Below are 22,551 nucleotides of genomic sequence, written 5' to 3' on the forward strand. Positions count from 1 at the left end.
TCTCGCCCGTGTAATCGAGTCCTGTGCTGCTTGGGTGACTGGTGGTTTGAGCAATGCAGATCCGCCTTATTGCCGGTTACCTAATAGCATCGATTGGGCGGAGGGTACTCCCCATTTCCACAACTGCTGTTCGACACCTTCGAGTGCCTCCACGAGCTCAATTTTTCCAGCTCAGCAACGAGCGTTCTACTGTCCAACAAGATCTCAAAAGTTTCTATGACAGTTGCCGCGCCGTTGACAGCTAATTGTCGGTAATTCGGGGCTGAGTCTGTTCGATTCGCACTACCACGCCGTGATCCATACCTGTCATAAATCCGCTCTCCCCTAACTAAAAAGAGCCTTATGTTTACGTTCAACGATCCCTGCAATCCCTGAGGCGCGCGGCTCTTCGATCGGGCGCGTAATTGAGCAGTGAAATACGCTTCATTCCGAATTATGATTTAACTAGATAGTTAGCTATCTATATAATGCACAGATCATTTCATCGGGACACTTAACGTGAAGCAGAGTCATCGCCTTTCGGGCATATCAAAATTTATTCTGGTCGGGCTGGGCGTGATCATCGCCCTGCTCGGCTTGGCACTGGCTGCAGGCGGCGTGAAATTGGTCAGTCTGGGAGGTTCCTGGTACTTCTTAGTAGGTGGTCTGGTAATGGCCACTTCCGGTCTGCTGATCGCTTGTTTCAAACCGGCGGGTGCCTGGCTGTTTGCAGCTTTTCTGGTGGGTACAGCAATGTGGGCCATCAGCGACGCGGGCCTGGTGTTCTGGCCGGTGTTCTCGCGCCTGTTCATGTTCAGCGCGATCGGCCTGGCCGTGACGTTGGTCTATCCACTGCTTAAGCGTGCCAACGGTGGCGTTCCGGGCCGTGGCGCCTATGGCATCGCTGCAGTACTGGCGATCGGGCTGGCGGTGGCCGCCGGCAATATGTTCGTTGCACACCCGACAGTCGCCGCGACCGGCACAGGCCCAGGACTGACGCCGGTCGAGCCAGCCAACGCGCAAAAGGACTGGGCTCACTACGGTAATACCGAGGGCGGTAGCCGCTTTGCGGCGCTGGATCAGATCAACCGCAATAACGTCGACAAGTTGAAGGTAGCGTGGACGTACCACACCGGCGACGTCGCCGAGAGCGATGGCAATGGCGCCGAAGACCAGCTCACCCCTTTGCAGATCGGAAACAAAGTGTTCATCTGCACCCCGCACAACAATCTGATCGCTCTGGATGCCGACACCGGCAAGGAACTCTGGAAACACGCGATCAACGCGAAGTCGAAAGTCTGGCAGCGTTGCCGTGGCATGGCTTATTTCGATGCCACAAAGGACATCGCTCAGCCAGGCAACTCGAGCATCATCGAAGCCAAACCTGCCCCGGCAGCCAACTGCCAGCGCCGTCTGTTGACCAACACCATTGATGCCCGCCTGATCGCGGTCGATGCCGACACCGGCGAGTTCTGCCAGGATTTTGGTAACAACGGTCAGGTCGATCTGAAGGCAGGCCTGGGTGATGTGCCGGACAGCTATTATCAGTTGTCTTCCGCACCGCTGATGGCCGGCACCACCGTGGTGGTTGGCGGTCGCGTGGCCGACAACGTGCAAACCGACATGCCGGGCGGCGTGATCCGTGGGTTCGATGTGATCACCGGTACCATGCGTTGGGCATTTGACCCGGGCAACCCGCAGGATCGCAACGCGCCGGCCGACGGCAGCACTTACGTGCGCAGCACGCCGAACAGCTGGGCGCCGATGTCCTATGACCCGGCGACCAACACGGTGTTCCTGCCGATGGGCAGTTCTTCCACCGACATCTATGGTGTCGAACGCAGCAAGCTCGATCATACCTACGGCGCCTCGATCCTGGCGCTGGACGCCTCCAGCGGTGAAGAGCGCTGGGTGTTCCAGACCGTTCACAACGACCTCTGGGACTTCGACCTGCCGATGCAGCCGAGCCTGATCGACTTCACCAAGGACGGCAAAACCGTACCGGCGCTGGTCATCGGCACCAAGGCCGGGCAGATCTACGTGCTCGATCGTGCCACCGGCAAACCGCTGACCGACGTTAAAGAAGTACCGGTCAAGGCGGCAAACATCCCTAACGAACCCTACTCGCCCACCCAGCCAAAATCGGTGGGCATGCCGCAGATCGGTGCTCAGCACCTGACCGAATCCGACATGTGGGGCGCGACGCCGTACGACCAGCTGTTGTGCCGAATCGATTTCAAATCGATGCGTTATGACGGCCTGTACACCGCGCCTGGTACCGACAACTCGCTGAGTTTCCCGGGTTCGCTAGGTGGCATGAATTGGGGCAGCATATCCACCGACCCGGTGCACGGTTTCATCTTCGTCAACGACATGCGTCTGGGCCTGTGGATTCAGATGATCCCGTCGCAGAACAAAGGCCAGGCCACGTCCGGTGGCGAAGCGCTGAACACCGGTATGGGCGCCGTGCCGCTCAAGGGCACGCCGTATGCGGTGAACAAAAACCGCTTCCTGTCGGTCGCCGGCATTCCTTGCCAGGCACCGCCGTTCGGCACGCTGACCGCCATCGACATGAAAACGCAGAAAGTTGCCTGGCAGGTTCCGGTCGGTACCGTTGAAGACACCGGCCCGCTGGGTATTCGCATGCACCTGCCGATCAAGATTGGTCTGCCGACCCTCGGCGGCACCCTGTCGACTCAAGGTGGCTTGATCTTCATCGCCGGTACTCAGGACTTCTACCTGCGCGCCTTCAACAGTGGCAATGGTGAAGAGGTGTGGAAAGCTCGCCTGCCAGTCGGCAGTCAGGGCGGCCCGATGACCTATGTCTCACCGAAGACCGGCAAGCAGTACATCGTCATCACTGCCGGTGGTGCGCGCCAGTCGACCGACCGCGGCGACTACGTGATGGCTTACGCCTTGCCGTAAGCCGCTGTGCCCGCCTCACTGGCGGGCAATCTCTCTGTGCGCGGCACCTGCGGGGTGCCACGCCGCTTTGCGAAATCATTCAAGATTCCACCAGGAAGACTCACATGTTTTTGGCTGTTCGCTTTTCTCATGCAGGCTGGGGCTTGCTGTTGGGCCTGACCTGCAGCACCTCCCTTCCTGCCTTCGCTGATACCGATTCGAACCTTTTTACCCGCAGTACCCTGACCGGCGATTGGGGTGGTCTGCGCCACCAGATGGATCAGGAAGGCATCAAATTCACCGGTGATTACAGCGGCGAAACCGCCTACAACGCCGATGGCGGCCTACACCGTTCGGCTCGTTACTCGCAGAACATCAAGCTCGGCGCGCAGTTCGACCTGAGCAAACTGTATGGCGTGGAAAACGCCGGCAAGATTCAGCTGACTATCAACGACCGACGCGGTAATAGCGCCTCCGAGGATCTGGTCGGCAACCGTCTGCCCATCCAGGAAAACTACGGCGGTCTTTACACTCGCCTGACTGAACTGAGTTACGAGCGCAGCCTGTTCACCCCGGCGCTCAATGTGAAGCTGGGTTACATGGCCATGGGTAACGACCTCGGTGGCCTGGACAGTGGCATTCTCTGCAACTTCATGAACGCCGGTTTCTGTGGTCATCCGCTGAACATGTCCGGCGGTAGTGGCTGGACCAACTACCCCAACGCCCACTTGGGCGTGCGCATGAAATACGACCTGTCGTCGTCTTGGCAGCTGCGTGTGGCGGCCTTCAATGTCGATCCTGAGAGCAATGGCAATTCCAGCCGTGCCTGGCATCTGGGCCCGAAACATACGACCGGCACTGTGGTGCCGATCGAACTGGTGTACAAGCACGCGGGTGAGTTGCCTAGCGAGTACAAGTTTGGCTACTACTACGATAGCTCCGACGTGAAACGCATCGGCAGCGATAAAGAAGTGTCCGGCCGCGGCGGTTATTATCTGCTGGTTGAGCAGGCCGTGTGGGGTTCGCAATCGTCCGAGGGGCGCAGCCTGCACGCCTTCGGCCAATACTCGTCGGCCAGCGAAGCAGCTTCACCGTTCACCAAGTGGTACGGCACCGGTGTGGTTCTGTACAAACCCTTCGAAGGTCGCCCGCGTGACACCGTCGCTCTGGGCTATGGCCGGGCTGTACCTAACCCGCGCAGCCGCGATGTGCAGGAAGACGCCGCGCTGGCCAATGGCACAACGTTCCCGAATTTGGACAGTGCCGAACAACTGATCGAGCTTGGCTATGGCTACCAAGCCACTCCTTGGTTGACGCTTCGCCCGAACGTGCAATACATCATCGAACCGGGCGCATTTTCCGGGCAAGACATCGACAATGCACTGGTGCTCGGTTTTCAGGTGAAAGCTGCGCTCTGAACTCTCGATCAGGGAACCTCAAAGAAACAGGAAAACCGGTGTATGACCGGTTTTTTTGTTGTTCGGTTATCCTCCCCGTCGACCGTCTCTCGCTGACGGCCGCGACACGCCGAAACCCTGCGATTGACGCCAAGGTCTTTTACTCATTCCCGTTCAACTATTCACGGTTTCGTTCGCTAATCGCACGACATCTCGTGCCGGGACACCCACCTCCACCCGTTGTTTGGCACGCTATGCACACCTAGCAGTCACGATGATCCAATCGGGTTTTCCATCAGATCATTCTGTTCAGCCAACACAAAAACGGGAGTACGTCTTGATCAACAAAACATTTGAATCCGTCGCTGCTGCACTGGACGGTATTGCCGACGGTTCGGTCATCATGGTGGGTGGCTTCGGCACTGCCGGGATGCCGTCGGAGTTGGTCGATGGTGTCATTGCTTCGGGTGCTCGCGAGCTGACCATCATCAGCAACAATGCCGGCAACGGTGAGATCGGTCTGGCCGCATTGCTCAAGGCCGGGCGAGTGGCCAAGGTCATCTGTTCGTTTCCACGCCAATCCGATTCCTATGTATTCGACGAACTCTACCTGGCAGGAAAGGTGCAGCTTGAGGTTGTGCCACAAGGCAATCTGGCCGAACGCATTCGCGCGGCAGGCTCTGGAATCGGTGCGTTTTATTCGCCAACCGGATACGGCACGTTGCTGGCCGAAGGCAAGGAAACCCGGGTGATCGACGGTCGCAACTATGTGCTGGAAATGCCGTTGCATGCCGATGTCGCACTGATCAAGGCTGAAAATGGCGATCGCTGGGGCAATCTCACCTATCGCAAAGCCGCGCGTAATTTTGGACCGATCATGGCAATGGCAGCGAAAACGACAATCGCCCAGGTCAAGCGAATTGTCGAGTTGGGAGAGCTGGACCCCGAGCACATTATCACGCCGGGGATCTTCGTTCAGCGCGTGGTTGCAGTGCCGCTCTCCCCTATCTCGAATGCCAACGTCAACTGAGGCTCGCCATGACTGTTATGAAAAAACTATCACGTAGCGAAATGGCCCAGCGTGTGGCCGACGATATTCTCGAAGGCTATTACGTGAATCTGGGCATTGGCGTACCCACGCTGGTGGCCAACTACTTGGGTGACAAGGAAGTGTTCCTGCACAGTGAAAACGGTGTACTCGGCATGGGACCGAGTCCTGCGCCGGGTGAGGAAGACGATGATCTGATCAACGCGGGCAAACAGCATGTGACGCTGCTACCCGGTGGCGCCTATTTTCATCACGCCGATTCGTTCTCGATGATGCGCGGCGGGCACATCGATATTGCTGTGCTTGGCGCCTTCCAGGTTTCGGTCAACGGCGACCTTGCCAACTGGCACACCGGCGCCGAAGGTTCCATTCCGGCAGTCGGAGGTGCGATGGACCTCGCGACGGGGGCACGTCAGGTGTTCGTCATGATGGATCACCTGACCAAGGCGGGCGAAAGCAAACTGGTGCCGCACTGCACCTACCCTCTTACCGGTATTGGCTGCGTGACCCGCATTTATACGGACCTGGCTATTCTGGACGTCACTCCCAAAGGCTTGCAGGTCAGAGAAATTGTTGCCGATATCAGCTTTGAGGCACTGCAAACCCTCAGTGGCGTGTCGTTGATTCGATAACGGATCGAGTTAGCGTTGTCACTCATGAATGTGCCGGACGGTTTTGTGCTTGTCCGGCAACGGGTATTCAGGGCTCCAGTGCTTAAGCCAAAGAGCGGCCAGTCACTGAAATTATAGTTGAATATTTCAACTATATAGCTATACTTCAGCCATCCGACTGGAGCCTGCCATGTATTCCGACTTTCTGAATTTCAAACTCGATATGACCAGTGCTTTGCTGATGGAGCGCGCGAATGACGTGTACCTTCAGCATTGGGATCTGGATGTCCGAGGATTGCGGGTTTTGCGTTTGATTCAGGCTAGCCCTGACATCACTCCGAAAGAAGTTTCATCGCGGGCCTTCCTGGAAAAGACACTGCTCTCCAAGACTTTGGCGCTGCTGGAGTCGCGTGAGCTCATCTCGCGAGCCCCTCACCCGGTCGACCGCCGTAGCGTTGGTTTGCGCACAACCGCCGAGGGCTCGCGGATCGCTGACGAGTCCTCTGTCGTCGGCTCCGAACTTGAAAATCAGCTTGTTTGCGCGCTCACGCCCAAGGAACGCGTGGCCCTTGATGGCCTGCTTTCAAAGCTGATGGAAAGTCTGCTTCCGCCTTCCTGACACCGTCTGCCGCTCACTTTTTTCGCCCTCTTTTACTTTAAGGAGTACCCCATGTCGTCCCTCGAAAAGTTGATTCCCGATCTCGATGCCTTGTTGCCTGAGCTGGAGGAGATCTACAAGGATTTGCACCGTCATCCTGAACTGTCGATGTATGAGTATCGCACCGCGAAAATCGCCGCCGACTACCTGGTGCGTTACGGGTACGAGGTAACACGCGAAATTGGTGTCACCGGCGTTGTCGGCGTGCTGCGCAACGGTGAGGGCCCGGTGGTAATGCTGCGCGCCGACATGGACGCGTTGCCCATGGCCGAGGCAACAGGCCTGCCCTATGCCAGCAACGTGGTCACCCGTGATGAAGATGGTGTGGAGGTTTCTGTCTGCCACTCGTGTGGGCATGACATGCATGTCACCTGGTTGATGGGGGTTGCTCGGGTATTGTCCGAAAACCGCGATACTTGGCGGGGTACTCTTCTGGCTGTTTTCCAACCGGGTGAAGAAGTGGGTGTGGGCGCGCAGAACATGATCGACGACGGCATGCTCGATCGCTTCCCTAAGCCAGACATCATTCTTGGTCAGCATGTAATGGTGGGGCCAGCCGGTACTGTGGGACACCGCAGCGGCACCATTCTTTCGGCCGGTGACAGTCTGAAAATCAAAATGTTCGGCCGTGGCGCCCATGGCTCACAGCCGCAAACTTCGGTAGATCCGGTAATCATGGCGGCATCAACGGTGCTGCGCCTGCAGACCATTGTATCGAGGGAAATCTCCCCGCTGGATCAGGCAGTCCTGACTGTCGGCTCGTTACAGGCTGGCACCAAGGAGAACATCATTCCGGACAATGCAACCTTGAAACTCAATATGCGCACCTACGATGAGGGCGTGCGCGAGCACATGCTCGGCGCCATCAAGCGTATCTGCTGCGCCGAATGCTCTGCATCCAATGCTCCACGCGATCCGGAGATCACAACAATCAACCGCTACCCGTTGACGGTTAATGATGAGCGCGCCTCTACCCGTTTGGCTGATGCATTTGGCGCCTGGTTTGGTGACAGAGCCTATGAAACGGCGCCGGCAGCGGCCAGTGAGGATTTCAGTGTGTTCGGCCGAGCCTGGAAGGTGCCCTACGTGTTCTGGTTCGTAGGTTGTACAGATCCTCAAGTGTACGAACAGGCCAAGGCCAAGGGAAAAATAAACAGCATCCCAAGCAATCACTCGCCACAGTTCGCACCTTTACTGCACCCCACATTGCGTACGGGGCTCGAAACGATGCTTTGCGCAGCATTCGCCTGGTTCGATAACGCTGAGTAGCGCAGCAATGGACACTCACCTCATATACACCGTCATAGATCTGCTAGGTACATTCGCATTTGGTGTAAGCGGCGCAGTTGCCGCACGCCAGCAGCGATTGGACCTGTTCGGCATCGCCTCCATCACGTTCATCGTCGCATGCGGTGGCGGGATTCTTCGCGACCTCTGCTTGGGTACACTGCCGCCAGCCGGGCTGTCGAGCTGGCGCTATCTGGTCGTGTCGCTGATCGCTGCTGCGTGGGTGGTGTGTGCTTATCCGATGGTGTGTCGAATGAAATCCCCCGTACAACTGTTCGACTCAATTGGCCTTGGGCTGTTTGCAGTGGCAGGCGCGAAAAAGGCACTGGCCGTTCAGGCCGGTGCCGAAGTCGCGATAGTACTGGGGATGGTCAGCGCTGTCGGAGGCGGAGTACTCAGAGATATTTTGCTGTCACGCGTGCCAAGTATCTTGCAGCGGGAGATCTACGCGTCGGCCGCTTTGGCAGGCGCAAGTGTTGAGGTTTTGCTCAGCTACAGCGGTGCAAATTCGGTAGTGATTTCGTGGTTGACTGCCGCGGGATGCACCGTGTTGCGGATGGCATCGCTTCACTACGGTTGGCGACTGCCTTCCATTGACAATGATTCTGACGGCTACCCAGGCAGTGGTCATTAGCCCCGGCACCCACTGGGCCCGATTATTACTTGTATGGTTGTAGCCTGGCGTTGGCAACGCGGCTATCAACGTCACGCAGGATGCAAGTAACACGCTGCGGATGGCGCACATAAAAAAGGCCCGCGCGTGGGCGGGCCAAAAAAAACACCAAAGGAGTGATGAATTGGAGATTCACCTGCACTAGGGTCGAGAGCCGCACCCTCTGCATTCATCCCGGTCAGCTTACCTGCATTTCGAACGCCTATATCATTGATTTAATAGATAATTAGAATCAAAAATAGGACTTATCTTCGAGGCGCTTTCAATAGTATTTATCGTCCCGCTGCAACGGGTGGGAACTCCTAGACGAACAATTTCTCCTGCCAGCAACCCATTTTTGATTGTGGTTATCAGCGACTTTTGCAGCCTCCTGCCAACACCAAAATCAAGAAAACAGCTATTGGGAGTATCTGATGTTTAATCCTAAACACGTCGCGATCGCGTGTACGTTGATGTCGGTAGGCACGCCCTGTGCGTTTGCAAGCGATCAGTCCGACGCCAAGGGCTTCATTGAAGACAGTGATCTGAAACTGCTGTTGCGCAACGCCTACTTCAATCGCGACTACAAGAACGACACCAATGACGCCAAGGTATGGGGCCAGGGCTTCATTGGTACATTCCAGTCTGGCTTTACCCAGGGAACAGTCGGTGTCGGCCTGGATGTTTATGGCTTGCTCGGTGTGAAGCTCGATAGCGGTCGCGGGCGCAATTACACAGCCTTTTTTGACGCCGACAGCGATGGCCACCCTGTCGACGACCTTTCAGAGGCAGGGGCGACACTGAAACTGCGCTTTTCCAACACCGTATTGCGCTACGGCAACCAGTTCCCGTCTATGCCAGTGCTCGCATACGACGACTCGCGTCTGTTGCCCGAAGCCTTTACGGGCACGCTTGTCACAAGCAAGGAAATCGAAGGGCTGGAACTGAATGCCGGACGGTTCACCGCGGACAGCCCGATGGGCGATCCGTCACGGGATCCGAATCATCTCAAGAGCATCGATGTGATTGGCGGCAGCTACAGTGTGACCGACGCCTTGAGTGTCGCGGCGTATCACTCCGACGTTAAGGACACCTACAAGAAATACTATGGCAACGTAAATTATACCGTGCCGTTTTCCGATTCCCAGGCGCTGAACCTCGACTTCAACATCTACCGCACCGACTACGCCAATGGCTCTCAAGCGGCATTGGATTTTGGTGGCGATGGCGTCAATGACACCAACACTATCTGGAGTCTGGCGGCTAAATACAGCGTCGGTGCGCATGCGTTTATCGTCGCCCATCAGCGTAACAGCGGCGATGCCGGCTACGCCTATGACTATGGCGACGGTGGTAGCGCCATTTATGTCGCCAACTCTTACTACTCTGATTTCAACCTGAAAGACGAGCAGTCGTGGCAACTGAGTTACGAGCTGGACTTCGCGGAGTTCGGCGTGCCGGGGCTTGCATACAAGACAGCATATGTACGCGGCAGCAACATCGATACAGGTGGAGAGCAAGACAATACAGAGCGTGAGTTCTTCAACCAGGTCAAATACGTGGTGCAGGAGGGCTCACTCAAGGATCTGTCATTCAAGTTGCGAAACTCGATTTACCGGGCAGACCGCGATGTCGGCCCTAACCTGAACGAGGTCCGAGCCTTCATCGAATACCCTCTAGACATACTCTAAGCAATCGCTCGGTGTAACTGAGCGATTCATCGAAAGTGACGCGGCGGCTTTGAGATTCAATAGCCGCCGCGACTCCATGGGTATCGCCATGCCGATTAAACGGCCGGATTTCTTTCCCGCAGCAGGTTTTTGACCAAATCCCCAACGGGGGCTAGAGTTGGGCCAGCGAAAAGTGCAGCCATTTGCTTTACATCGGTGCCGACATTACTCAGCACGTTTCGCCACTGCTCATTCAACGTGTTTAGAGCAAGCTCATATATTTCAAGACCCTCGTCAGATAATTGCAAAAAAACCATTCGTCTATCCGGACGGTCGCGACGACGCTGCACGTAGCCAACTTTTTCAAGTTTCTCCACACTTGAAGAAACTTTGGATGACATGATGTTTAAATGCCTGGCGCACTGGTCCATAGTGACTGTATTGCCTTGGGCCAAGCTATCAAGGATACGAAAATCCAGAACCGCCAGATTGTGGCTGGCAATGGACTTTTCTATCCAATCTCCCATCGCTTTATTAACGCTCTCAAGTACATTAAATACGTCAATTAAATGCGTAGCCACTCGTACCTCCAAACGTCTGTCGCGTGGGTATTTCTAATGAAAATCAGCAATAAATTAATAGCGCATGATCAAAATAATTATCACTGTAACATCAACTTCAGCAACAGATCATAACCTGGCACCATACTGACTATTCACGGATTGAATACTTGAAATGAGCTTCTCTTATTGACTGAAGGTATTTTTGAACTTATAAATACTCACAGTTTCTATAGGCCCTGCAAAACCATTCAGAACACAATATGACTTCCAATTCCGACCAGCCCAAACCCGTCAAGGCGCGTAGCCGATCCTCCATCGGCGCTGTGCGCAGCCCTCAGAGTACAGAAGCCATTCTTGAGGCAGCTGCGGCGATCCTTGAGGAGCGCGGGTATCAAGCATTTACGATGGATGCGCTGGTGGAACGTGCCGGTTCGAGCAAACCTACGATCTATCGCTGGTGGAAGAACAAGAGCGCTTTGCTCAGGGATGTGTATGAACGCACCGCATTGACGTTTGTGACACAACCGAACACAGGGGATCTGGAGAACGACCTGATCGTTCACTTGCGCTCCCTCTGGAACTGGTGGCGCACTTCAAGCGCGGGCGAAACATTGCGCAGCTTGATTGCCGAGATCCAGCACGAGCCCAAAACGCTTGAGGAGTTCAGGAAAGAGTTTTTGCCACGTCGCGAGCGCACGTTGCGAAAGATTTTTGCCCGGGCGGTGGAAGCAGGGGATATCCACGATGGTCCAGCCGTTGATAGCGCTGTCTCGATGTTGACTGGTATGTCCTGGCTTCACCTGGTCACGGCAAACCTCGAAAACCTGGACTACATCGACAGTGCCGTTGCCATTGTCGTGAAGGGTTTGAGGTCTGGATAAGCAGACAATGCCGCTTCGGCGGTTTTTTAATAAGTATAACGACACTAACAGTGTTTATTACCACTCTTGTTGAAACACCCTGCCCTTATTCATTTTCACCGCAGGCTTCAGAGAAATCGTTAATGAAAATTCCATCTACTCAGGGGGCAAAGGACAGGCCGCCCTTCACGACATCAGGCAGGAACGTATCGTTAGCGGTGGTGCTGGTGATGCTTTCTGGATGCACGTTCAGCGATCTGAAACCGCTATCACACATGTTGCAGCCTTCCGAGGTCAACGAGACGCTAGCCAACAGCGGAATCAAGCTCTCGGAGGCTTCGTGGCCGGCCGAAAACTGGTGGAGCAGTTTCAAGGATCCGCAACTTGACGAGTTGATGCATGAAGCCCTTGCCAACAACCCTACCCTCCGTTCCGCCGCTGCGCGCGTCCACCAGGCCAGCGCACTGGAAGCGATACAGGGTGCCCAGTTGTTCCCTGACGTCAGTGCGTCCATGAGCGTTACCCGCGAACGGTTCAGCTCCAACGGTACGACCCCTGCGCCCGCCAAGGGCACATGGCAGAACGTTCACCAAGGGACCTTGAATGTCGGCTATGAGTTGGATTTCTGGGGGAAGAACCGATCCTCAGTCGAGGCGGCCGTGGGCAGGCGAAAGGCATTGGAAGTCGATGAGCGCGCCGCGTCTCTCATTCTCTCCTCGTCCATCGTGCAAACCTATATCACCTTGCAAAATGTCTATGAACAAATCGACGTTGCGCAGGCCCTGCTCAACCAACAAGAGCAGATTGAGGAACTCACCAAAAAGCGTTTCGTCGCCGAGCTCGGTACGGAAATTGACATCAAGCAGTCTCAGGCAGCCTTACCTGCCAGCAGAGCCAATATCGCAGCGCTGAAGGAGTCCATCGAACTCAATCAAAACAAGCTCGCCTCATTGCTGGGCAAAGGGCCTGACCGTGGTCGCACAATCACCCGACCTCACCTGGAATCAAGTGACTCGGTCGTGATGCCATCGAATATCCCTGCTGAGCTGATCGGCCACCGCCCGGATGTTGTGGCTCAACGCTGGCGTGTGGAAGCCTCCGGTCATGAGATTGATGTGGCCAAGGCACGCTTCTACCCGGATGTGAACCTGACTGCTTTCATTGGATTGCAGAGCCTGGCTTTTGACACATTCAATGATCGCAGCAGTCGCATTTTGGGCGTCGCGCCGGCGATCAGCCTGCCCATTTTCGAAGGCGGCCGCTTGCGCGGAAACCTGGATGCTCAGGACGCGACCTACGATCTCGCTGTTGAAAACTACAACCAGACGGTCATCGATGCGCTGCGTGACATCGCCGATCAATTGTCTTCGCTGCGCTGGTTGAAGGAGCGCCTTGCTCAACAAAACGAAGCCGTGGCGACCGCCGTGGCCGCCGCAGATCTCGTTGACAAGCGCTATGCCGCGGGACTGGCTACCTACCTGCAAGTCCTGGCAACGCAGAACGCAACGCTCGTTGAAAAACGCCAGTTGGTCGACCTGCAATCCAGAGCGCTTTCCTTGCAAGCCAACTTGAGCCGGGCTTTGGGTGGTGGGTACCGCCCGGAACTGCCCATGACCGCCAATGCAAACTCTACCGTAGCCGATAAATCATGACGTCCAATACTTCCACCGCTGCTGAACCCGTCACCCGAAAACCCCCTGTCTGGCCTCGACTTCTTTTGATTTTCATCATCGCGCTGTTAGTGGTAACGCTGGGAGGCTGGTACGTTCTGAAACAGGGTACAGAAACCACCGACGACGCCTATGTGGACGGCAATATCGTTCAGGTGACGTCGCAGGTCAGCGGTACGGTGACGGTGATCAATGTCGACAATACGGATCACGTCGATACTAACTCGCCGCTTGTCACACTCAATGCCGTGGATGCCGAGATCCAATATGAGCGCGCGAAATCCAACCTGGCCCGGGCTGTTCGCCAGGCACGCACTCAGTATTATCAAGTGCAGCAGTTGCAGGCCGAGGTCAACCAACGACAAAACGACGTGCGCAAGGCACAGGATGATGTACGCCGCCGCAATCAGCTTGCCTCCAGTGGCGCCGTTTCCCGTGAGGAGATCAGCCATGCCGAAGAGGTTCTCAAAAATGCCGTGGCGGGTCTGGAAGGTACGCGGCATGCCTTGGCAGTTCGCCTGGCCATGGTGGACAACACGACGCTTCGAACCCACCCTGATGTTCTCGTTGCTGCAAGCAATCTGCGTGATGCTTACATCTCACTGCACCGCACGCAGGTCTACTCCCCTACCTCAGGCATCGTGACCAAACGCAGCGTACAAGTTGGCCAGCGGATCAGTCCGGGCGTGGCGCTCATGTCGGTTGTTCCCATGGATCAGGTGTGGGTGAACGCCAACTTCAAGGAATCTCAACTCGAACATTTGCGTATTGGACAATCCGTCCACCTCAGTGCCGATGCTTACAGCCGCCATGTGGATTTCCACGGAACGGTTGTCGGGCTGGACGCGGGCACTGGAAGCGCTTTCTCTCTGATGCCGGCACAAAATGCTACAGGCAACTGGATCAAAGTTACCCAACGCGTTCCTGTGCGCATTGCGCTGAAACCTCAAGAGGTTGCACAAAACCCGCTTCGCCTCGGGTTGTCCATGCGCGTTTCGGTGGACACCACTGACACCAGCGGCCCTGTTCTTAATACTCGAACACCGCCGCAACCTGCCTACAGCACTGACATTTTTGACAATGAGCTTAAAGATGCCAACGACATCGTCGAGCAAGTGATCAGTGCTAACGCAGATCGTCCTGGCTCCAAAGATATGAATCTGTAACGGGGCCAGACAATGTACAGAAAGAATGCCGCCTTATTGCTGACAGTGGGACTGTTATGCGCGTTGGAATATTTGCAGGCAGGCATGATTGCATTCGCCTCGGCGCCAATCCGCGGAGAAATCGACGCCAGTCCCGAAGAGTTCACGCTTGTCGCCGCGCTATATGCGTGCATCGCCGTTGTGGTGATTTCCAAGCAGCGCTGGCTGGTCGAACGGCTGGGCTGGCGTAACTTCATGCTCGGTTCAATCAGCATCTACGTCGTGGGCGCTTTCGTGTGTGGCGTGGGGACTGATCTGAGTACCTTTACAGTCGGCCGGGTCATCATGGCATTGGGTGGAGCGTCGTTCATGACATCCGCGCGCTTGATGGTCAATCTGCTCCCGCCCGGCCCTGGACGTTTTGCCGGGGTCAAGGTATTTGCGACTGGTCTGGCGGGCGGTACGGCCTCGGCGCCATTTCTTTCGTCACTTGTGGTGGTTGAGGACACCTGGCACGCGATTTTCGCGATATTGGCCGCAGGCGCATTGATAGCCGCTTTTCTGTGCACGCGTTTTTTGCCCAACACCCTCGCTCCGGAAGATGAAAGAACGCCCTCCAGCCCGGCCAATATCCTCTTGTTATCGGTCAGCAGTTTTTTCCTGCTTTATGTTCTGCAACGCTCTTACTACGACTTTTACAACGAGTCTTTCATTCTCATCGCCTTTGCTCTGCTCGCTGCGCTGGGCATCTACATCTTTTTTCATACCGAACACAGTAAACATGAACCTTTTCTCAAGGTTAAGGACCTGATGCAACACCGCTACATGTTAGGGGTGGCCCTCTTCTGCTTCACCTACATAGTACTGGGCGGCAACAACTACATCCTGCCGTACTTTCTGCAGACCGGACTCGGCTACTCGTGGGACACAATCGGTACCTTTCAGGCTTTCGGCCTGGCGGGAGCGTTGATCACCTGGGGCATCATGTCCGTCGTCATTCCGAAATTCCCTGCACCAAAGAAGTTCTTCGTGGCCGGGTTCGCAGCGTTGATAGGCTTCGGCTGGTTGTCCTCATCCCTTACGCCGGACGCGAACATGTGGTCAAACATCTTGCCTGCACTGGTGCTTAACGGCTGTTTCGTGATGCTGGTGCTCGCCACGGCGGCCATGCAGACATTTCGCGATGTGACACACCACGACACGTTGTTCGCCCACGCTTATCAGATCAAAAGTATGCTGGCTCAGATCGCCATGGCACTGGGTACAACCGTCGCGACCTTGTTCCTGCAATGGCGAACCACGCTGCAATACAACAACCTGAATAGTCACTTCGGCTCCGGCGATCCGCTCTACCTGGAACAGACTCATACGCTGACTCAGGCACTGACACCCTCTGTAGGCGCAGGGCCAGCCAGTCAGATTTCCGTAGCGACACTTGCCCAATCCCTGCACCAACAATCAACCCTGGTCGCGAGCATGGAGTACTTCTGGGCGGTCATCATTGTCGCCAGTGTTGCACTGGTCATTTCTATCACTCAAAAAACCTTCAAGTGAGGCCTTTTCCGCTATTGGACTGCATCACTGCCAATGCTCACAGAGCCTGACCAACTCATCGACCACATACCTGACCTTCGGTCGCAGGTGAGACACCTTCGGCCACACGGCATGCACATCGACAGCTTTGGGTTCATACCCTTGCAGAACCTCCACCAGCCTGCCCGCCTGGATATCCTCCTGGAACAGGCTGCGTGGCATCTGGCACAAACCGGCGCCAGCGACCGCCGCGAGAATCATGGCTTCCCCATCGCCAATCTGATGGGTCGAAGGTGGCGCGTAACGTACGGTCTGCCCTGTCTGCATGACCCGCCACGACAGCGGCTGGCCGCGTCGATGCCCGACAATGCAACGGTGCTGGCTCAGGTCTTCCAGGGTCTGCGGGACGCCAAAGCGCATCAGATAGTCAGGTGAGGCACAAATGACCCAGCGTTGTCGGGTCAGGCGTCGCGCCACCAGACCGCTGGTGTCTTGCAGTTCTCCAAAGCGAACCAGTAAATCGATGCCTTCCTCGAAGGGGTCAACCAGGTGATCGGAGAACGTCAGGCTCAATTGCAAAGCCGGGTACTTATTGGCGATCTCGAACAGCAATGGGGCCACGACCCGACGCCCGAATGCCACAGGAATGTCGACTCGCAGGCGTCCGGAGGGCTCGCCACCACCGGGCCCCAATCCGCTCTCTGCGGCACCGATCTCTTCAAGGGCGGAAGAACACGCAACGAAATAAGCCTCACCATCGGCGGTCAGGGAGATGCGACGCGTGGTGCGATGAAACAACTGTGTACCCAAGCGTTCTTCCAGGCGCGCAATGGCTTTGCCGACGGCGGATTTTGACACCCCGAGGCGCTCGGCAGCCTGGGTGAAGCTGATCGAACGCGCCGCCACGACGAAGGTGATGACGCCTTGAAACGATTCGATAGGGACCATGCCGATTCGCCAATTGTAGAGTTTTGATCTACCCACATTATAGTTTTAGGCCGTTTATCGCCACTATTCGCAACAGTAAGATGAGTTCCAGCAATGTAACGGTGCAGTTCGTGATCGCACGTCGCGCACCTCTTCCCGATCATCAATCCCCAAAAAGGACATCATCATGCCCGTCGTACGTGTGAGCTGGTTCGAAGGTAAAGAACACGCGCAAAAAGCCGCTGTTGCCGCCGAGATCACCGAAAGCATCGTTAAGCACACCGGTACGGATGCCAATTACATCTACGTCATTTTCGAGGACGTCGCGGCTTCGGATTGGGCCGGTGCTGGCAAGCTGTTCGGGGACGCGCCCGAGAAATCCTGACCCCATCAGCATCGAATGCATCGGCTTGGCCAGCGATGCATCCTCAATGGCTTTATCAAGCCTCTGACGCAAGGGCTAACCATGCACTCCTATATTTCCTGCCTGTTCTCCCTCGCTGTAAAGCCCGAAGCGTTTGCGGAGTTCAAGGCACTGATCTCCAATATCGTGGCCGCCACCCGCACTGAGGCTGGCACGCTGGTTTACGAATACAGCGTCAACGAAGACAACAGCACCGTTCACATCCTCGAACGCTATAACGCCGACGCCATCGTCAGTCACGTAGACACCACCTTCGCCCCCTTCGGCAAACGTTTCCTTGAGTTGTGCACCATCAAAAGTCTGGTGGTCTACGGCACGCCGGATGCTGAAGTGCGCAAACGCCTGGATCCGTTCGGCGCGGTCTACATGACCCCTTTCGACGGCTTCAGTCGCTAATTACATTGACTGCGCACGCCGACGGTAACCGCCGTGGCTGCGCACACTCCCGCCCTGCACAGAGACCACCATGTCCGGTATTGCTGAAGTTATTAAGTCCCGAATTTCCGCCAACAGCTACGACACTGAACGTGAGTTGACCGACCAACAGGTCAGCGACCTGATCGATCTGGCTACGCACGCCCCTTCGGCCTTCAACCTCCAAAACTGGAAGTTCCTGGCCGTTCGCAGCAGTGAAGCCAAGGCACGGTTGCTGCCGCTGGCCTACGGCCAACAGAAAGTCATGGACGCCGCCGTGACCTTCATTGTCTGTGGCACCCTCAATCCCCATGAAACCCTGCCTTCAGCCCTGAAACCGACGCTGGACGCCGGCATTATCGACCAGTCGATCTACGACATGTGGCTGGGCGCCGCTCAAGGCATGTACCAGCAAAACCCGCAGTTGCAACGCGATGAGGCAATCCGCTCGGGCTCGCTGGCGGCCATGACCCTGATGCTCGCCGCCAAAGGTCAAGGCCTTGTTTCGACGCCCATGATCGGTTTCGACCAATCGGCAGTGGCACAAGCGTTCGGTCTTGGCGCGACGGAGATCCCGGTGATGTTGATCACCGTTGGCTACCCAGGCTCGGCCAACTGGCCTCAAAAGCCTCGCAAAGCTGTTAACGAAGTTCTGCAATTCGTGTAAGCCATGCTGCCAGTGCTGCCAGTGCAGCCAGGCACTGCCTGGCTGCACTGGCATTTCATGATCAGCACGCGCCTACAACATGCCTGGACTTAAACCAGTGTCCGAAAAACCCATCTCACCCGCCTCGCTACGGGCGATCCTGATCGCCGCCTGTTTGGGATTCCTTGTCGTTCAACTCGATGTGAGTGTCGTCAACGTCGGCCTGGGCGCTCTCAAGACTGCTTTCGGTAGTGACCTCACCGGCCTGCAGTGGGTCATCAACAGCTACGCGTTGCCTTTTTCTGCCCTGCTCATCCTGGGGGGCGCCTGGGGCGACAAATGGGGAGCAAAATCCGTGTTTGCCGCGGGCTTCGCACTCTTTACGCTTGCCTCCATTGGCTGTGGTGCCGCCGCCAGCATGAGCATGCTGATCACCATGCGTATCGTGCAGGGCATTGGAGCGGCTTTTCTGATACCGACATCACTTACCCTGATTCGCGTGTCATTTCATGACACCGACTCGCGTCGTGCCGCTGTTGCACTTTGGGGCGCCTGTGGGGGTATCGCATTGGCTGCCGGTCCTGTGATTGGCGGTTTGATGATCGAGTACTTCGGCTGGCGAAGCGTATTTCTGCTGAATGTTCCGATCGGCCTGCTGGCAGTCGGGCTGATTCTGCGCTATGCCCCCGCCTCCCCTCGGGTTGATAAGCAGGTCGATTTGCCAGGGCAAATCAGTATCGCGATTTGCCTGGCGTCTCTGACCTATGGCTTGACCGAATCCAGCGCCAAAGGCTGGGCGAGCGAAACACTCACCGCATTGGCCATTGCCGCGATCAGTGCGGTGGCATTCATCCTGATCGAGCGTCGGGTTAAACATCCCATGCTGCCCCCCCGCCTGGCGAGGAACAAAGTGCTTGGGAGCATGGCGCTTGCAGGCGCTGCGATCAATTTGACGTTTTACGGGACGGTCTTTGTTTTCAGCATCTACTTTCAAGCCTTCCTGCACTACGACGCATTCAAAACCGGCTTGTCGTTTATCCCGCTGACAGCGGTGCTGACACTTTCCACGATGCTCTCATCGAGGTTCGCCCGGCGATTCAGTGCCACTCGCATTATCACGACGGGGTTCACGGTTCAGATCGTTGGGTTCATCGCGCTCTCGCAGACCACATCCAACAGCTCGCTCTGGCTGCTCAACGGTGCGTTGATGCTGGTGGGAATCGGTAGCGCCATGTCAGTTCCGTTCATCACCAACTCGATGCTGTCCTCGGTCACGCAGCATGACGCGGGCATCGCCTCCGGCCTGATGGCCTCCGCCCGGCAACTGGGCGGCGTGATAGGTGTTGCTGTGTTCGGCAGGATGATCGCTCATACGGACAAAGCCGATTTTTCTGCAGGGCTATCCAGCGCGATGCTGTTTTCAGCGTTGGTCCTGGCGCTTTGCATCGCGGTCAATCTGTATACGGCCACCGCTCGACGTCAATAGATCCCGGAGGGGGCTGCCCTCCGCGCCATTTCTTCAACCGGATTGGATTGCACTTTGAATTACCCACTGAACAATCAATCGCTGCTTTCACTGCTGGGCCAAAACTTCCACTTTCCCCATGAAATACCTGGCCAACCGGTTCGCGTTTCTGACTTTGATGGCCTGAAACTCAACAGCTTTGTCACCAGCGACGGGGTTAACCTCACCTATTGGGAGGCCGGGGCTGGCACGCCGTTGATTTTCATCCCGGGATGGTCAGCCAACGGCGCCTTGTATTTCCACCTCATGCACATCCTCAGCCAGCATTATCACGTGTACGTGCTGGATGTCAGAAACCAGGGATTCTCTGAAAAGGTAGCCTTTGGCAACCGAATTTCCCGACATGCCATGGACGTAAAACAGTTTGCCGATCACCTGAGCGTGCCCGAAGCCGATTACTGCGGTTGGTCGATGGGGGCGTCGATCCTGTGGGCCTATATCGACCTGTTCGGCACACAAGGCATGCGTACGCTGAGCATCATTGACCAGGCACCCTCCGTTTATTGTCACGAAGACTGGACGGAACAGGAGCGACTGCAAGCTGGGGCGTTCACCACCTCGCCCGAGCGCATGATTGCGTCCTACGCCAAAGGAGCGCCCACTAATCAACTGATCAGCGCGACTCGGGTGCTGGAACGCGCCACTGCCCTGGACTCACCCTGGTTTCACAACGTAATAAGCCTGGCTCAGGCCGTTATGAAGGATGACATGGCGTTTATGGAACGCGTGCTGTTCGATCACGTCACCAACGATTGGCGGGATGTCATCCAGGCAAAGATTGATGTTCCTACCGCGATTTTCACTGGCGAATACAGCGACTGGCTGGACAGCCAGCGCTGGATGAATTCGGTCGTTTCCGGATCTGCGCTGCATGTGTATACCAAGGCCGAACAGGGCGATCACTTCCTGGCGTTGAAAAATCCGGAAAAGTTCTCGGCCGACCTGCGAGGCTTCCTGGACAAGTATTGAGTCTGCCGCTGTCCGGCGAAGTCCTCTCTACTGCTCCCATTGAGGGTTGGCAAATCGCTCAGCGAGAAAGTTGATCAGCACCCGGACCTTGGTTGCCAAGTGCTTGCGCGTGGGATAGACCACGTAGATGCCCAGTTCGACGGATTGGTACTCAGGCAGAATCTCGATCAGGTCCCCTTTGCGCAGATCGTCGGCCACCATGAAGTTGGGCTGCAAGGCAATGCCGCCCCCCGCCAGGGCGATACTGCGACAGGTATCGCCATTGTTGCAGCGCACAATCGAGCGGGTGCGCACACTTTCGCTGCCATCAGGGCCCGTAAACTGCCATTCATTGCCACTGGCGAAGTTGGTGTACGCAATCACTCCGTGCCCTGCCAGGTCTGCCAACGTGCGCACTTGAGGGTGGCTCGCCAGATAGTCGGGTGACGCACACAGGCACATCCGCGTGCCAGCCAGACGGCGCCCTATCAGGGAAGAGCTTTCCATGCGGGCAATACGAACAGCGGCATCGAAGCCCTCCTCCACAAGATCCACCAATCTGTCGTTCAAGCTGATGTCCAACTCGACGTTGGGATAGGCCTTCATGAAGTCGCCCCATAACGGCGCCAAGTGCAGCACACCAAAACTGACCGGTGCATTCACCCGTAAAACGCCACTGGGTTCCGGAGCGGTAGACGATACGGCCTCCTCAGCCTGATCCATGAGCGCCAGGACTTCACGCGCCTGGTGGTAAAACTGACGCCCCTCCTCCGTCAATGAAAGCCGGCGGGTTGTGCGATGCAACAGCCGCGCACCGAGCCGTTCTTCCAGGCCGCTCACATAACGTGAAATGGCCGCCTTGGACATCTCCAGCGGTTCGGCCGCCCCGACAAAACTGCCTTTATCGACCACGGTGCAGAAAACCTGCATCTCAAGTGCTCTGTCCATCATTGTCTCGATAAGTGGAACGGTTAGTCGCATTTGGCCTTATTTATCTCAAGATCTCAACCTATAAACTGAGGCCATTGAAACGCACATCAAGGCAAATGAGGTCGCGATGAAAATCACAGTAATGGGTACCGGCAACATGGGTTCGGCGTTCGCCAAACAACTGTCCAGTGTCGGCCACATCGTCCGAATCACAGGTCGCGACCTCGACAAGGCTGAAAAGCTGGCCGCTCAATTTGACAATGTTCGTGCTTATCCGGCTGCCGAGGCACTGGGTGACAGTGAAGTCGTTGTGGTTGCAACCGCTTACGAAGACGCCGTCCGAGCTTTGCAAAGTCTGGGCGATCTGACAGGCAAGGTAGTCATCGATATCACTAACCCCCTGAGCGCCGACTACATGTCGCTGACCATCGGTCATGTGACGAGCGCTGGCGAGCAAATGGCCAAAGCCTTTCCTCAAGTCCATGTCGTCAAAGCGTTCAATACACTGTTCGCCCAGGTGCTCGCCGACGGCCCGAATTTCGCCAATGACCAGCGTGGCAGCGTGTTCGTCGCCAGCGACAGCGAACGCGCCAAACAGACGGCTATCGCCTTGGCACAGAGCCTGGGTTGGAACACGGTTGACGCAGGCGCGCTGGTCAATTCCCGTTACCTGGAGCCATTGGCTGGATTGAATATATACCTTGGCTATGGCGCGGGCATGGGCACCTCCATCGCCCCTGTGTGGCTTAACAAGTAATCA

At 56.3% G+C, this 22,551-nt stretch carries 21 protein-coding genes; 18 read left to right on the forward strand and 3 right to left on the reverse strand.

The features are described from left to right. Positions 1 to 498: 498 nt before the first annotated feature. The 8 genes from PMI26_RS25735 (at position 499) to PMI26_RS25700 (ending at position 10,227) form a co-directional block, all read left to right on the forward strand. Positions 499 to 2,904: a glucose/quinate/shikimate family membrane-bound PQQ-dependent dehydrogenase gene (locus PMI26_RS25735; protein WP_007970807.1), complete on the forward strand. Its 2,406-nt coding sequence runs from the start codon at positions 499 to 501 to the stop codon at positions 2,902 to 2,904. Positions 2,905 to 3,008: 104 nt separating this feature from the next. Continuing rightward, positions 3,009 to 4,301 (forward strand): carbohydrate porin, encoded by a 1,293-nt coding sequence (locus tag PMI26_RS25730; protein ID WP_007970808.1) that lies wholly within the window; start codon positions 3,009 to 3,011, stop codon positions 4,299 to 4,301. 316 nt (positions 4,302 to 4,617) lie between these two features. Beyond that, positions 4,618 to 5,310, forward strand: coding sequence for a 3-oxoacid CoA-transferase subunit A (locus PMI26_RS25725; RefSeq protein WP_007970809.1), 693 nt, complete (start codon positions 4,618 to 4,620; stop codon positions 5,308 to 5,310). Between the two features lie 8 nt (positions 5,311 to 5,318). Then, positions 5,319 to 5,960 carry a 3-oxoacid CoA-transferase subunit B gene (locus PMI26_RS25720; protein WP_007970811.1) on the forward strand — a complete coding sequence of 214 codons (642 nt, stop codon included), beginning with the start codon at positions 5,319 to 5,321 and terminating at the stop codon, positions 5,958 to 5,960. A gap of 169 nt (positions 5,961 to 6,129) precedes the next feature. Beyond that, on the forward strand, positions 6,130 to 6,558 hold the full coding sequence (locus tag PMI26_RS25715; RefSeq protein ID WP_007970813.1) for a MarR family winged helix-turn-helix transcriptional regulator: 429 nt from the start codon (positions 6,130 to 6,132) through the stop codon (positions 6,556 to 6,558). 51 nt (positions 6,559 to 6,609) lie between these two features. Next, positions 6,610 to 7,866 (forward strand): M20 family metallopeptidase, encoded by a 1,257-nt coding sequence (locus PMI26_RS25710; protein WP_007970815.1) that lies wholly within the window; start codon positions 6,610 to 6,612, stop codon positions 7,864 to 7,866. A gap of 7 nt (positions 7,867 to 7,873) precedes the next feature. Continuing rightward, positions 7,874 to 8,518 carry a trimeric intracellular cation channel family protein gene (locus tag PMI26_RS25705; protein WP_007970816.1) on the forward strand — a complete coding sequence of 215 codons (645 nt, stop codon included), beginning with the start codon at positions 7,874 to 7,876 and terminating at the stop codon, positions 8,516 to 8,518. A gap of 452 nt (positions 8,519 to 8,970) precedes the next feature. After that, a complete protein-coding gene (locus PMI26_RS25700) occupies positions 8,971 to 10,227 on the forward strand; it encodes an OprD family porin (protein WP_007970821.1) in 1,257 nt (418 codons plus the stop codon). 95 nt (positions 10,228 to 10,322) lie between these two features. Here the strand turns inward: PMI26_RS25700 and PMI26_RS0129365 are convergent, their stop codons facing one another. Next, positions 10,323 to 10,787, reverse strand: coding sequence for a transcriptional regulator, SarA/Rot family (locus PMI26_RS0129365; RefSeq protein ID WP_033047430.1), 465 nt, complete (start codon positions 10,785 to 10,787; stop codon positions 10,323 to 10,325). A 242-nt stretch (positions 10,788 to 11,029) separates the two neighbouring features. Here PMI26_RS0129365 and PMI26_RS25695 point away from each other — a divergent pair, with 242 nt between their 5' ends. The 4 genes from PMI26_RS25695 to PMI26_RS25680 all read left to right on the forward strand — a co-directional run bounded on the left by PMI26_RS25695 (position 11,030) and on the right by PMI26_RS25680 (position 15,998). Then, positions 11,030 to 11,650, forward strand: coding sequence for a TetR/AcrR family transcriptional regulator (locus PMI26_RS25695; protein WP_007970823.1), 621 nt, complete (start codon positions 11,030 to 11,032; stop codon positions 11,648 to 11,650). 122 nt (positions 11,651 to 11,772) lie between these two features. After that, positions 11,773 to 13,281, forward strand: coding sequence for an efflux transporter outer membrane subunit (locus PMI26_RS25690; RefSeq protein WP_007970824.1), 1,509 nt, complete (start codon positions 11,773 to 11,775; stop codon positions 13,279 to 13,281). Continuing rightward, positions 13,278 to 14,465 (forward strand): efflux RND transporter periplasmic adaptor subunit, encoded by a 1,188-nt coding sequence (locus tag PMI26_RS25685; protein WP_007970825.1) that lies wholly within the window; start codon positions 13,278 to 13,280, stop codon positions 14,463 to 14,465. Before PMI26_RS25690 ends, PMI26_RS25685 begins: the two co-directional genes overlap by 4 nt. Before the next feature lie 12 nt (positions 14,466 to 14,477). Next, on the forward strand, positions 14,478 to 15,998 hold the full coding sequence (locus tag PMI26_RS25680; RefSeq protein ID WP_007970827.1) for an MFS transporter: 1,521 nt from the start codon (positions 14,478 to 14,480) through the stop codon (positions 15,996 to 15,998). Positions 15,999 to 16,022: 24 nt separating this feature from the next. Here the strand turns inward: PMI26_RS25680 and PMI26_RS25675 are convergent, their stop codons facing one another. Next, entirely contained in the window at positions 16,023 to 16,925 is a 903-nt protein-coding gene (locus PMI26_RS25675) for a LysR family transcriptional regulator (protein ID WP_007970828.1), read from the reverse strand. A gap of 166 nt (positions 16,926 to 17,091) precedes the next feature. On the opposite strand from PMI26_RS25675, the gene PMI26_RS25670 reads away from it, so the two are divergent. From PMI26_RS25670 to PMI26_RS25650, 5 genes are all read left to right on the forward strand, one after another. After that, a complete protein-coding gene (locus PMI26_RS25670; protein ID WP_007970831.1) occupies positions 17,092 to 17,289 on the forward strand; it encodes a tautomerase family protein in 198 nt (65 codons plus the stop codon). Positions 17,290 to 17,370: 81 nt separating this feature from the next. Continuing rightward, positions 17,371 to 17,724, forward strand: a complete 354-nt coding sequence (locus PMI26_RS25665; RefSeq protein WP_007970833.1) for a putative quinol monooxygenase — start codon at positions 17,371 to 17,373, stop codon at positions 17,722 to 17,724. A gap of 70 nt (positions 17,725 to 17,794) precedes the next feature. Continuing rightward, the gene (locus PMI26_RS25660; protein ID WP_007970836.1) at positions 17,795 to 18,409 is read left to right on the forward strand and encodes a nitroreductase family protein; all 615 of its coding nucleotides are present in this window, start codon (positions 17,795 to 17,797) and stop codon (positions 18,407 to 18,409) included. Positions 18,410 to 18,506: 97 nt separating this feature from the next. Then, positions 18,507 to 19,874: an MFS transporter gene (locus PMI26_RS25655; protein WP_007970837.1), complete on the forward strand. Its 1,368-nt coding sequence runs from the start codon at positions 18,507 to 18,509 to the stop codon at positions 19,872 to 19,874. 54 nt (positions 19,875 to 19,928) lie between these two features. Next, a complete protein-coding gene (locus tag PMI26_RS25650; RefSeq protein WP_007970839.1) occupies positions 19,929 to 20,882 on the forward strand; it encodes an alpha/beta fold hydrolase in 954 nt (317 codons plus the stop codon). 27 nt (positions 20,883 to 20,909) lie between these two features. On the opposite strand, the gene PMI26_RS25645 is transcribed toward PMI26_RS25650, so the two are convergent. Further along, a complete protein-coding gene (locus PMI26_RS25645; protein ID WP_007970841.1) occupies positions 20,910 to 21,809 on the reverse strand; it encodes a LysR family transcriptional regulator in 900 nt (299 codons plus the stop codon). A 109-nt stretch (positions 21,810 to 21,918) separates the two neighbouring features. Here PMI26_RS25645 and PMI26_RS25640 point away from each other — a divergent pair, with 109 nt between their 5' ends. Next, positions 21,919 to 22,548, forward strand: coding sequence for an NADPH-dependent F420 reductase (locus tag PMI26_RS25640; protein ID WP_007970842.1), 630 nt, complete (start codon positions 21,919 to 21,921; stop codon positions 22,546 to 22,548). Positions 22,549 to 22,551: the final 3 nt, after the last annotated feature.

This window comes from Pseudomonas sp. GM33, assembly GCF_000282295.1.
GTDB classification, from domain to species: Bacteria; Pseudomonadota; Gammaproteobacteria; order Pseudomonadales; family Pseudomonadaceae; genus Aquipseudomonas; species Aquipseudomonas laurylsulfatiphila.